We start from the raw sequence: 12,551 nt of genomic DNA, 5'->3' as shown, positions 1-12,551 counted from the left end.
ACCTGCCGCGCCGCCTTCCCGGCGCGGCAGGCAACCTGCATTGCTCAGGCACCTTCCAGCACGGACCGCCCGGCCTTGAGGCGCGCTTCCTGCTCTGCCATCCGTTTTTCGCGCCGCCGCTGCCCGGAGGGCGCGATCCGCATCGCCTCGCGGTATTTGGTGACGGTGCGCCGGGCGATGACGATGCCGGTCGCTTGCAGCATCCGCACGATCGCATCATCGGACAGCACATTCTCGGGTTCTTCCTCGTCGATGATCTGGCGGATCTGGTCCAGCACCGATTTCGCCGAATGGGCCTGCCGGCCGTCGAGCGAGCCGAGCGCGACGGTGAAGAAGTATTTCAGCTCGAACACGCCGCGCGGAGTGCGCATGAACTTGTTCGCCGTCACCCGGCTGACGGTGGATTCATTGATGCCGATACTGTCGGCCACCATCTTCAGCGTCAGCGGCTTCAGATGCCGGATGCCCCTGGTCAGGAAATCGTCCTGCTGGCGCACGATCTCGGTCGCGACCTTCAGGATCGTATGCGCGCGCTGGTCAAGGCTTCGCACCAGCCAGTTGGCATTCCTCAGGCAGGTCGTGATGAAGTCGCGATCCGCACCGCCGCCGACGCTGCGCCGGAGCTGCGCGGCATAGCTGCCATTGATCAGGACCCGCGGCAGCGCCGCTTCGGTCAACTCGACCTGCCAGCCATCGCAGGCGGGAAGAACCTCGACGTCGGGGACGATCTGCTGCACGGGCTCCCCCGCGGCCAGTGCGCTGCCCGGCCGGGGATCGAGGCTGCGGATCTCGGCCAGCATGCCGCAGAGATCCTCGTCGTCGACCTTGCAGATCCGCTTCAGGCAGGCGAAGTCCCGGCGCGCCACAAGGTCCAGATGGGCCAGAAGCGCCGCCATGGCAGGGTCAAGCCGGTCGCGCTCGCGCAGTTGCAGGGCAAGACATTCCGACAGGCTGCGCGCAAAGATCCCGGTCGGAGCGAACTGCTGGCAGGCCGCCAGCACCCGCTCGATCTGCGCGTTCTCCACGCCGAGGCGACCGGCGACAGCCCCCGTGTCGCCGCGGAAATAGCCCGCATCATCCAGCGCATCCGCAAGGGCCACCGCGATCAGCCGGTCCAGCGGATCAGAGAGTTCCAGGCCGATCTGCTCCTCAACCCGCTGCCGCAGTCCGGGTTTCTCGGGCAAGGCGGCGAGAAGGTCGAAATCCGGATTCGTCCGGCCGGATCCGGCGGATATCCGGGGATCGCCCCGCATCGGCCGTGCGCGCGAGGCGTCATCTGCCCGGCCGCCATCCGCGGCGCTTTCCGGCCCGGCCCGATCCAGCAGCGGGTTGCGCTCCACCTCATCGTTGACGAAGCGTTCCAGCTCGGCCTGCGCCAGCTGAAGCAGCCGTATCGACATGAGCATCTGCGGCGTCATCGCCGGGGATTGCGAATGTCTCAGGTATAGCGGCGGCATCTGGGTCATAGCTGTGTCCCCCCAGACATGGCTTCCGACTCCGTTCTTGCAGGGATGCCACAAGTCTTTGCGTCGCAACAAGAGTGTATGGTGTCGCATTGATCTCATGACGGGTGCCTGTTTCGGGCGCTCGGCGCGGGGATCGATTGCGTGGCGGCTGGTTGGCAGGAAGCTCAGGCAGCCTGATCCCGATCCACCCGTTGCAAGGACGTGACACCTGGCACGGCATCTGGCTTCTGGCTTCTGGGGCGGAGAGGAAGCGGGGGCAACCTGAATGCAAGAACCGGCGGTTGCGCCAACGGCCGCGCCGGTTCCATCGGTGCAAGGGCGGCGGGGACCACGCCCCGCCGCCCGCACGATCCGTCTAGTAGCGATAGGGAGCGCCGGCCTTGACCATGGTGGCGTTGTACTTCTTGAAGATCTCGACCACCTTGGCCTTGATCTCGGATTCCGAAGCGACCTCTTCCCAGAACTTCTCGGCCGCGGCCTCGACCTGGGCCCATTCCTCGGCCGGGATGGTGGTAAGCTGAAGCTTGGGCCCGTTCACGCGCAGGTCGGCCTCGCCGCCCCAATACCACCACTGGCGGTAGTAGTGCGATTGTTCGGTGCAGACCTTGAACAGTTCCTTCAGATCGTCGGGCAGTTCGTTCCAGCGTTCCTGGTTCACGAAGAAATGCCCGATCCACGCGCCCGAGATCGGGTTCGTGAGATAGTATTTGGTCACGTCGGCCCAGCCCACCGTGTAGTCCTCGGTGATGCCCGACCAAGCCACGCCGTCGATTTCGCCGGTCTGGAGTGCGACTTGGATGTCCTCGTAGGGCATCTGTACCGGCACCACCCCGAACTGCGCCAGGAAGCGGCCGGCGGTCGGGAAGGTGTAGATGCGCTTGCCCTGAAGATCGGCGAGGCTGTTGATCGGATCGCGGGTGGCAAAGTTGCACGGATCCCACGAACCGGCGGTGACGTGCTGGACGCCGACCTTGGCGTATTCCTCCTTCCAGATCGCATCGAGCCCGTACTGGTTGAACAACACCGGCACATCGAGCGAGTAGCGCAGGGTCAGCGGGAAGTAGCCGCCGAACACCGTGACCTCGGTCGGCGACTGCATCGAATCGTCGTCCGACTGCACGGCGTCGATGGTGCCTGACTGCATGGCGCGGAACAGCTCCGACGTGGGAACGAGCTGGTCTGCGAAATACAGTTCGATCTGCATCCGGTCGCCCGCGATCGCGTTGAATTTCTCGATCGCGGGCGCGCAGACATGCGCCCCCAGTGCGGCGCCTGCGTAGGTCTGCAACCGCCACCTGATCGGTGCCGCCTGCGCGATGACAGCAGGGGCGGCAAGGGCAGTGGCGCCGACGGCGGCACCGGCCGAGATGAACTTGCGTCTGGTGGTCGTCATCCTGTCCTCCTTCAGGGTTGACCGGACGGCCACACGCCGCCCGCGGGTAGTATTCAGGGGCCGTAGACCTGATGCGGCAGCCACAGCGCGATCTCGGGGAAGATCATCACGATGATCAGCGTGAGGATCATCAGCCCGACGATCGGAAAGATCGAGCGGTAGATGTCCGCAAGCGTGACATGATCGGGCGCCATCGCGCGCATCAGGAACAGGTTGTAGCCGAAGGGTGGCGTCATATAGGCGATCTGGCAGGTGATGGTGTAGAGAACCCCGTACCAGATCAGCACATCGCCCGGCGCCATCCCGAGGTCGAGCTTGGCCACCAGCGGAATGTACAGCGGCGCCACGATCACCAGCATCGCGGTATCATCAAGGAACATCCCCATGATGAGGAACGACACCTGCATCATGATCAGAATCGCCCACGGGCCAAGACCCATGTCGCGCAGGAACAGGTCCTCGATCGCCCGGACCGCGCCCAGCCCATCGAACACCGCGCCAAAGGCCAGGGCGGCCAGCAGGATCCACATGAACATGCAGGAGACACCCAGGGTCTGGGTCATGCAGCTTTCGAACACGCGGCGGTCCAGCCGCCCGCGCAGCCCGGCAACCAGCGTCGCAATCACCGCGCCGATCACCGAGGACTCGACCAGGCTGGCGAAACCGTAAAGGAAGGGGCCCATCATCGCCGCAAAGATGATCACCGGCATGGCCCCGGCGCGCAGCAGGGTCATCTTCTCGCGCCACGAGATCACCGCCCGCTCCTCGCGGCTGAGAGGCGGCCCGATCGAGGGACGCAGCCCGGTCCGGATCACGATGTAGAGGATGAAGATCCCGGCCATCAGCAGTCCCGGGAACAGCCCGGCCAGCCACAGCTGCCCGACCGGCTGGCGCGCGATCATGGCATAAAGCACGAGAACCACCGAAGGCGGCACCAGGATCCCGAGGCTGGCTCCGCCCTGGATCACGCCTGTCACCATGACCTTGTCATAGCCGCGCTTGAGCATCTCGGGCAGTGCGATCGTGGCGCCGATCGCAAGCCCGGCAACCGAAAGCCCGTTCATGGCCGAGATCAGCACCATCAGCAGCACCGTGCCGATGGCAAGGCCGCCGGGGACCGGGCCGAACCAGACGTGGAACATCCGGTACAGGTCGTCCGCCATGCGCGTCTCGGACATGATGTAGCCCATCCAGACGAACATCGGCAGCGTCAGCATCGGGTACCAGTTCATCAGCTTGATCGTACTGGTGAACGCGATCGCCGACCCGCCCGTCCCCCACAACGCGATCGACGCGACCGCGGCCACGAAACCGATGACGGCGAACACCCGCTGCCCGGTCAGCAGCAGGATGAGCATCCCGCCGAACATGACGAGGGCGATGAAATTGTAATCCATCAGAGTCTTTCCCCGCGCAGCATGGCAATATCGCGGATCAGAAAGGCGATGGATTGCAGGATCATCAGGAATACGCCGATACAGATCACGATCTTGACCGGAGCCAGATAGGGCGCCCAGACCGACCGCGATTTCTCGCCGATCTCCAGGGCGTAGAGCGTGCTCTCGATCCCGCCCCACAGGATGACGGCAAGGAATCCGATCATCGCGAAGACTGTAACCGCATCGACGGCCGCCCGCCGCCGCAAGGACCAGCGCCCGTAAAGCAGGTCCATCCGCACATTCGCGCCCAGTTGCAGGGAATAGGCACCGCCCAGCACGAAATAGGCAACCAGGGTGAATTGCGCGAATTCCTGCGTCCAGAGCGGTGGCCGCCAGAACGCCTTGGCGATGATTGCATAAAGCAGCACGCCCGTAAGCACGAAGAGCAGATACATCGACATTCGGCCGACACGGTAATTCACCGTATCGACGATCTTCACGAACCGGACTAGAAAGCGCGGCATCATTTCTGCCTCGGCATCGGATACGCCTTCAACGTATCCCGCACCCGTATTCGGGCGGGATTCCTGACGTTCATGGCTCGAGTCTACTCCCTGTTTTCATGCAGCGTCCCTGCCTGTCCGGGTTCTGTCAAGAATTTTCCGGCAGACGAATCGCTGTTACAAATGTTTCTCTCTGGGCGAGAGTCGGAAATGTTCAGGAAAGGTGCGGGTTGATGGACCCAGCAGCCGCGATCGAGGAGCGGATGCATGCCGCGCTGGGGGATCTGACCCGGGCCGAACGGCAGGCGGCGACGTATATCCTGTCGCATTTCCCGATGTCGGCGCTCGGCTCCATCACCACGCTGGCGCAGGCGGCGCAGGTCTCGTCCCCCACGATCGTGCGGCTGGTGCAAAAACTGGGCTTTCGCGGCTATTCCGACTATCAGAAGGCGCTCCGTGCCGAAGTCGGCCGCCTGCTGGTCGCGCCACTGACCCTTGCGCCGGACGGCAGCGGACCGGCAGGTGCAGGCACGGGCGGGATGGCAGCGCATCCGCTTCATGGATTCTCGCGCCATGTGGTCGGCAACATCGAGGCCACCCTGGCCCGCATTCCTGCCGCGGATTTTGCCGGCGCGGCGGCCCTTCTGGCGGATCCAGAGCGGCGGGTGGCGGTGGCGGGCGGGCGGCTCACCCATGTCCATGCGGACTACATGGCCACGCTCCTGCGCGTGATCCGGTCGGATGTCACCTTTCTGGGCGGCCATTCGACCGACTGGCAACAGGCGCTTCTCGATCTGCGCACGGGCGACGTCGTGGTGATCTTCGACATTCGCCGCTATGGCAGCGATGCGGTCCAGCTGGCGGAACTGGCCGCTGAAATGGGGGGCGAGGTGATCCTGGTGACGGACATGGGCCTGTCGCCAGCCGCCGCCCATGCGCGCCACACGCTTGCCTGCCGGATCGAGATGCCCTCGACCTGGGATTCCACGGCGACGCTTCTGGTGGTGGTCGAGGCCCTTTTGGCGCAGGTGCAGGGTCTTCTGGCCGATCAGGTGCAGATCCGCCTCAACCGTCTCGAGGATTACTTTGCCCGCACCCGGGTGTTCCGCGCGCCCAAGGTGGGCGCCAGGCGGGAATGAAGGACGCCGGAGTGGCCCTTGGTCGTCCACCCCGCCCGTCGACGGCCACTTGCGGGACCTCCATCTTGCCGGCCCGCTATGGCTCCTTCGCGCCTCTCACCTGAAATCCCGTGTCCTCACCCTGATGCCGGTACCGTGGGCATCCGGCGGTGGCGCGCCATGTCGGAACTCGTCCTCCCGCCCATGGGACAGCGGAAATGCCTCCTCACGCTCGCCGACGCTGGCCAGATCGCGCGAGAGATCGGTGATCCGATGCGCCACCAGATGCACCACCTCGCCCTCGCGCTGGATACGGCCATGCACGGCGATCATGCTCGCGGACAGGATCTCCCGCCGGAACTGCTCGAAGACCTTCTGCCAGACCACGACATTGGCGATGCCGGTCTCATCCTCCAGAGTGATGAACATCACGCCCTTGGCGGAGCCCGGGCGCTGGCGGACAAGGATGATGCCGGCAGCCTCCAGCCAGCGCCGGTCGCGCGATCCCATCGCCTCGGCGCAGGTGACGATCCGGCGCCGGACCAGATCGGGGCGCAGGAAGGACACCGGATGGCGACGCAATGTCAGCCCGGTATGGCCGTAGTCTTCGACCACCTCGCGGCCTGCCGCCATCGGCCGCAAAAGGACGGCGGGCTCGACGGCCTCGGTCCCCATCCCGCCCTCGCGGCGCACGGCGGCGGCGAAGAGCGGCAGTTCCGCGTCGCGCAGACCCTTGATCGCCCAGAGCGCCGGTCGCCGCGCCAGGCCGAAGGCGGGGCGGAAGCCGTCGGCCGCGGCGACCTGCACCAGGGCGGCCACCGGAACCCCGGCGCAGCGCCACAGATCCTCGATCGAGGCATAAGGCTCATCCGCGCGCGCCGCGATGATGGCGGCGGCATGGGCGTTGGACAGGCCCTTGACCAGGCGCAGGCCCAGCCGCATCGCAAGCCCGCCCGCGCCCGGCTCCAGCGTGCAATCCCAGCGCGAGGCATTGATGCAGACCGGACGGATCTCGACTCCATGCTCGCGGGCGTCACGCACGATCTGGGCGGGGGCGTAGAAGCCCATCGGCTGCGAATTCAGCAGGGCGGCGCAAAACACATCGGGGTGGTGGCATTTCAGCCAGGCCGAAGCATAGGCCAGCAGGGCGAAACTGGCGGCATGGCTTTCCGGAAAGCCGTAGCTGCCGAACCCCTCGAGCTGGCGGAAAATGCGTTCCGCGAACTCCGTTTCGTAGCCGCGGGCGACCATGCCCGCGATCAGCTTGTCGCGGAACTTCGACACCCCGCCGGTGTGCTTGAAGGTCGCCATGGACTTGCGCAACAGGTCGGCCTCGCCGGGGGTGAAGCCGCCACATTCGATGGCGATGCGCATCGCCTGTTCCTGGAACAAGGGCACGCCCAGGGTCTTGCCCAGCACCCTCTTCAACTCGGGCCGGGGATATTCCACCTGCTCCAGCCCGGCGCGGCGGCGCAGGTAGGGATGCACCATGTCGCCCTGGATCGGGCCGGGCCGGACGATGGCCACCTGCACCACCAGATCGTAATAGGTGCGCGGCTTCAGCCGGGGCAGCATCGACATCTGCGCCCGGCTTTCGATCTGGAAGGTGCCCAGCGTATCGGCCTTGCAGATCATGTCATAGGTCGCCGCATCCTCGGGCGGGATCATGGCCAGGTCGAGGACCCGGCCTTTGTGCTCGGCCAAGAGATCGAGGCCGCGCTTCATGCAACTGAGCATTCCCAGCGCCAGCACATCCACCTTCATGAAGCGCAGGGCGTCGATGTCGTCCTTGTCCCATTCGATGATCTGGCGGTCTTCCATCGCCGCCGGCTCGATGGGAACCAGATCGTCCAGCCGGTCATGGGTCAGCACGAAGCCGCCCGGATGCTGGCTGAGGTGCCGCGGCGCCCCGCGCAGCTGGGCGGCAAGCTCCAGCACCAGCCGCAGCCGCCGGTCACCGGGGTCGAGGTTCAGCCCCCGCAGCGTCTGCTCGCCGATCCCGTCGCTCCACCGGCCGAGCTGGGTGGAAAGTGCCGCGATCATGTCCTCGGGCAGGCCCATGGCCTTGCCGACATCGCGCAGGGCGCCTTTCGAGCGGTAGCGGATGACGGTGGCGGTCAGCGCGGCCCGGTCGCGACCGTAATTCTCATAGACCCACTGGATCACCTCCTCGCGCCGCTCATGCTCGAAATCCACGTCGATATCGGGCGGTTCGCGGCGTTCCTCGGAGACGAAGCGCTCGAACAACAGGTCGTTGCAGCCGGGGTCGATGGCGGTGATGCCGAGGACATAGCAGACGGCGCTGTTGGCCGCCGAGCCGCGACCCTGACAAAGGATGCCGCGCAAGCGGGCGAAACGGACGATACTGTTCACGGTGAGAAAATAGGGCGCATAGTCGAGCTTGCGGACCAGCGTCAGTTCGTGGCGCAGCGAGGCGGCCACCGGATCAGGGACGCCCTCGGGATAACGGTTTGCCGCACCTTCCCATGTCAGCCGCTCCAGGGTTTGCTGCGGGGTCAGGGCCGGGTCGTCGCGCTCCTCGGGGTATTGGTAGCGCAGTTCGTCGAGGCTGAAGCGGCAGCGGTCGGCGATCTCCAGCGTCCGGGCCAGCGCCTCGGGCCAGCGGGCGAAGAGCCGATGCATCTCGGCAGGCGGTTTCAGGTGGCGGTCGGCATGGCGTTCGCGGCGGAAACCCAAGGCGTCGATGGTGGTGTTGTGGCGGATCGCCGTGACCACATCCTGCAACATGCGGCGCCTCGGCTCATGGAACAGCACGTCATTGGTCACCACCGTCGGCACGCTGAAGCGCTGCGCGAGTTGCGACAGTTCCCAGAGCCGCATCTGGTCGTTCGGCCGTCGCCGCAGGGTCAGCGCCAGATAGGCGCGATCGCCGAAGACATCGCGCAGCCTGCGAAGCCGAAAGCCGCATTCCTCATCGGCGAAATCGGGCAGGAGGACGGCAATGAGCCCTTCCCCATAGGCGGCAAGGTTCTCCCATTCGAGATGGCATTTGCCCTTGCCCGCCCTTCCCTTGCCGAGGGTCAGCAGGCGGCAGAGCCGGGAATACGCGGGGCGGTCGATGGGATAGACCAGCACCGACATGCCGCAGGCGAGATCGAGGCGGCAGCCGGGGATCAGCCGGACGCCGGTCTCCTTCGCCGCCTCATGGGCGCGCACGATCCCGGCAAGCGTATTGCGATCCGCCACCGCCAGCGCCTCGATCCCCATCGCGGCGGCGGTGGTGAAGAGCTCCTCGGGCGAGGAAGCGCCGCGCAGGAAGGAGAAATGCGAGGTCACCTGCAGTTCGGCATAGCGCGGGGCGATCATCCGAACACCCCATGCAGGAACCAGCGATGCGAGCCGGTGGCGGCGTCCTCGCCATCGCCGGAGCGGAAGATCCAGAATCGCGCGCCGGCCTCATCCTCGATCCGGAAATAATCCCGGACCGCGGCCAGTTCGGCATCGCGCTTCCACCATTCGCCGAACACCCGTTCCGGCCCATCGGCCCGCCGCACCTGGCGGCGGATGCCCCGCCAGGAGATCCAGTTCGGCGGGTGATCGGGCATCAGCGCCATGGTCTCGATCGGCTCGGGCCGCGGCAGCAGGCGGGAGGGTCGCGGCCAATGGTCCGGCCAGCGCGCGCCGGTATCCTCGGCCAGGGCGGGGATGCGGCAGACCGACCGCTCGGGAACATCGCTCGGCACCGGGGCGAAGCGATAGACCGCCTTCGCACCCACGCGGTTGGCCAAAGTGTCGATCAGGCCGGACAGATCGGGTTCCGATGTCTCGATCAGGCTGCTCGGCGCCTGCTTCGCGGCCAGGGGCTCCGCCAGGGGCGCGACGAGCGACATGATCTCGATGCCGAGACCGGGGTCGATGGTCTCGATCTTGTCGCAGAGCAGACGGGTCAGGCGCTTCGGATCACGCACCGGCCGGGCCAAGCCGATGCGGACGGTCTGGATGCGGCTGTCGGTCCGATGGCAAAGCAGATCGAGACGGCGCGCGCCGAGACCGCGCTCCTCCAGCGTGCCACAGAGCGCATCGACCAGCTTGCCGATATAGCGGGCAATGGTCTCGGCAGCGGCAATGGGTTCGGCGAAGCTGCGCCGGGCCTCGATCATGTCATCCGGGCGGACCGGGGTTATCGGCTCGCTCGCGTCGCCGAGGGCCTGATCCAGCCTGCGGCAAAGCTCCGGCCCGAAGCGGCGGGTGAGCGGCGCACGGGGCTGGCCGATCAGATCGCCGATACAGGCGAACCCCAGCTCGCGCAGACCGGCAGAGAGGGCGGGCGGCAGTCGCAAGGCCTCGAGCGGCAGCGGTGCAAGCACGGTCTCCGCCGCACCGGCTGCGGCGATGAACACGGGATCGGCCCGCCAGCGCGCCAGCGCATGGGCCGCGCCCCAGGTGTCGGCCACGGCGGCACGGGCGGCCACGCCCGCAAAGGTCAGCCGCCCGACCAGGGCGTCGAGCATTGCCGCCTCGCCGCCATGGAGATGATCGGCGCCGGTGGAGTCGATCACGATCCCGTCCGGCCCATCGACCGCCACGATCGGGCTGAACCGTTGCAGGACCCAGAGCGCCAGACGCTCCAGACCCTCCGCATCGGCCCGCGGGTTGGCGGGCGCGATGGTCAACCCCGGCACCAGCGCCTGCGCCTTGGTGACGGGCATGCCGATCCGCAGCCCGAGCGCCCATGCGGCGGCATCCGCCGCCGTGATCACGCGTCGGTTGCCATCCCTGCCGGCGATGATCAGCGGCGCCTCAGCCGGAGACGCTGCGGCGCCGGTCTTCCGCCGCAGCCGGTCCGTCGGCCATGTCGGCAGGAAGACCGAGATGACCCGAGCCATCGCAAGCCTCCAGTTCGATATCGAGAGATTCGCCCGCCCGCGCCCGGATCAGCTCGATCAGCCAGCGCGGACGTGCGACGCCGGGCACCGGCAGCGGTGCGGAGGGCAGTACCGAGATACGCCACCTGGTCATCGCCGCCGTCGGCTGCCCGAAATCGCTGGCCTCGGACTGCCGCCGCCAGCGGCGCAGCGCGATGCCGATGGTGCCGGATTCCTTCGCCGCCAGATGCAGCCGCCGTGAGGCGGTCATCGGCAGCCGGGCGGTATCGGCAACCACCGCGCCGAGGCCACCGTGGCGCAGCCCTTCCTCCATGCAGGCCAGGACCGACCTGTCGTCCCCGGCCTCGACATGGATCACCCGGTCGGGCGGCAGGCCGGATTGCTCGAGACCCGGGGCGAAGAGATCCTGTTGCGCGACGCACCAGAGCACCCTGCCCTGCGTCCGCGCGGCAATACCGGCAACGAAACAGGCTGCCGCCGCACCGCCCACCGCACCATTGCCGCCGCCGGCAACTTCATGCAGGCAACCGAGCGCCAGCCCGCCGCCCGGCAGCTTCCGGTCCAGTTGCGGAATGCCGAAAGGGAGCACCTCCCGGCTGCACGGCCCATCGCCCTCCAGCTGCGCGATGCGCCTGCGGAGAGCCGCAATGGCTGGGGTGTTGGCGCGCTCTTGCATGGGAAAGGAGGTTCCGGGGCTTTCCAGGGGCTGGCTTGGCTGATATGTTCTTTATTTGTTCTCGATCCCATCAGGAGTCAATCGCAGCCCGGCAAGATGTGAACAGGAGCCAGCGCCGGGGTTCCGGCCTATGGACGTTCACCACATCAACGTGCTGATCGAGCGCGAAAGCGGCAAGACGGCCACGGCAAAGATGATCGCGTTCCACGACCTCGGAACCAGCCGTGTTTACTGTAAAATCATCATGTTCGAGAAGAAGGGGGGTGTCAGGAAGATCGACATCATCACTGCCTTCATCAACATGTGCATGGACCCTGCCTTTGGCCTGCCGAAGGTGCTTTATGTCGATAACGGCTCCGAATACGTATGGGCCGATCACCTGCAAGACGCGCTGAAGCTCAATATTTCCATCAACGGCTTTGATTGGGCCTCGGACCGCAGCGCGGTTGTTCGTGCTATCCCCTACAACGCTTCGGCCAAACAGGTTGAGGGCTGGTTCTGCCAGATGAACCAGCAATATTTCCGGCACATTCCGGGGTGGATCGACGACGACCGCATGAATCCCAAGCGGGAAAAGCTGGGCAAGCTCATGCCGCCATATCCGGGCACGTTTGACGAATTCGTGGCCGATGTCAAAAAGCTGGTCCACGGCTCCTATGGCTGGTCACCACAGTATGGCGAACTCAAGGGCGCCTCACCGCTGGAAAAATTCAAGCAATTCCGGGATGCTGGCTGGACTGCAACCCTCGTAGACCCCAACGACCTTCTCTCTGTTTTCACTAGAGAGAAGGGCCACATGGTCACGAAGGGCCATATTCAGGCACTTGGCCGCTACTGGACCTGCAACGAGTTGAACGGATATCTCGGCCAGCGCGTCACCATCCATATCCCCAAGTATCATGGTGCCGACAAGCTCCGCATCACCGAATGGGAAGGGTAAACTGGTCGGTTTTGCCCATGCCGATATTCCCTAGGCTCCAGACTCATTGATCGTCAAAGCCAGAACATGACGGTTGCGGCGAGAGCGACGGCGGACAGGAATGTCGTGGCGCATCTGTCGTAGCGTGTGGCGATGCGGCGCCAGTCCTTCAATCTGCCGAACATGATCTCAATCCGGTGGCGGCGGCGATAGCGCCGCTTGTCGTATCGAACTGGCTTGCCGCGGGACT

General features: G+C 65.8%; 10 protein-coding genes. 2 read left to right on the top strand and 8 right to left on the bottom strand.

Annotation, left to right across the window (positions count from 1 at the left end; translation table 11 throughout):
- Positions 1 to 44: 44 nt before the first annotated feature.
- From rpoN to I7S92_RS21915, 4 genes are all read right to left on the bottom strand, one after another.
- On the bottom strand, positions 45 to 1,466 hold the full coding sequence (gene rpoN, locus I7S92_RS21930) for an RNA polymerase factor sigma-54 (protein ID WP_197647643.1): 1,422 nt from the start codon (positions 1,464 to 1,466) through the stop codon (positions 45 to 47).
- Positions 1,467 to 1,821: 355 nt separating this feature from the next.
- A complete protein-coding gene (locus I7S92_RS21925; RefSeq protein WP_197647642.1) occupies positions 1,822 to 2,859 on the bottom strand; it encodes a TRAP transporter substrate-binding protein in 1,038 nt (345 codons plus the stop codon).
- Positions 2,860 to 2,912: 53 nt separating this feature from the next.
- Positions 2,913 to 4,256, bottom strand: a complete 1,344-nt coding sequence (locus tag I7S92_RS21920) for a TRAP transporter large permease (RefSeq protein WP_197647641.1) — start codon at positions 4,254 to 4,256, stop codon at positions 2,913 to 2,915.
- Positions 4,256 to 4,762, bottom strand: a complete 507-nt coding sequence (locus tag I7S92_RS21915; protein ID WP_197647640.1) for a TRAP transporter small permease subunit — start codon at positions 4,760 to 4,762, stop codon at positions 4,256 to 4,258. Before I7S92_RS21915 ends, I7S92_RS21920 begins: the two co-directional genes overlap by 1 nt.
- A gap of 212 nt (positions 4,763 to 4,974) precedes the next feature.
- On the opposite strand from I7S92_RS21915, the gene I7S92_RS21910 reads away from it, so the two are divergent.
- The gene (locus I7S92_RS21910; protein ID WP_197647639.1) at positions 4,975 to 5,880 is read left to right on the top strand and encodes a MurR/RpiR family transcriptional regulator; all 906 of its coding nucleotides are present in this window, start codon (positions 4,975 to 4,977) and stop codon (positions 5,878 to 5,880) included.
- Positions 5,881 to 5,976: 96 nt separating this feature from the next.
- Here the strand turns inward: I7S92_RS21910 and I7S92_RS21905 are convergent, their stop codons facing one another.
- From I7S92_RS21905 to I7S92_RS21895, 3 genes are read right to left on the bottom strand one after another with little or no spacing between them, the layout of a single operon-like run.
- A complete protein-coding gene (locus I7S92_RS21905; protein WP_197647638.1) occupies positions 5,977 to 9,186 on the bottom strand; it encodes an error-prone DNA polymerase in 3,210 nt (1,069 codons plus the stop codon).
- Positions 9,183 to 10,706 (bottom strand): Y-family DNA polymerase, encoded by a 1,524-nt coding sequence (locus tag I7S92_RS21900; protein ID WP_197647637.1) that lies wholly within the window; start codon positions 10,704 to 10,706, stop codon positions 9,183 to 9,185. The genes I7S92_RS21905 and I7S92_RS21900 overlap by 4 nt, the downstream gene beginning before the upstream one ends.
- A complete protein-coding gene (locus tag I7S92_RS21895; RefSeq protein ID WP_197647636.1) occupies positions 10,621 to 11,382 on the bottom strand; it encodes an ImuA family protein in 762 nt (253 codons plus the stop codon). Before I7S92_RS21895 ends, I7S92_RS21900 begins: the two co-directional genes overlap by 86 nt.
- Before the next feature lie 151 nt (positions 11,383 to 11,533).
- Between I7S92_RS21895 and I7S92_RS21890 the strand changes: the two genes are divergently transcribed.
- Positions 11,534 to 12,322: a hypothetical protein gene (locus I7S92_RS21890; protein ID WP_197647635.1), complete on the top strand. Its 789-nt coding sequence runs from the start codon at positions 11,534 to 11,536 to the stop codon at positions 12,320 to 12,322.
- 53 nt (positions 12,323 to 12,375) lie between these two features.
- Here the strand turns inward: I7S92_RS21890 and I7S92_RS21885 are convergent.
- Positions 12,376 to 12,551 (bottom strand): transposase (locus I7S92_RS21885; protein WP_197647634.1); only part of this gene is annotated, 176 nt, incomplete at its 5' end.

Origin of the sequence: Tabrizicola soli (genome assembly GCF_015999335.1) — a bacterium.
Taxonomy (GTDB): domain Bacteria; phylum Pseudomonadota; class Alphaproteobacteria; order Rhodobacterales; family Rhodobacteraceae; genus Tabrizicola; species Tabrizicola soli.
The sequence above is the reverse complement of the archived record's forward strand: the minus strand, read 5'-3'. Positions and strand labels throughout refer to the sequence as shown.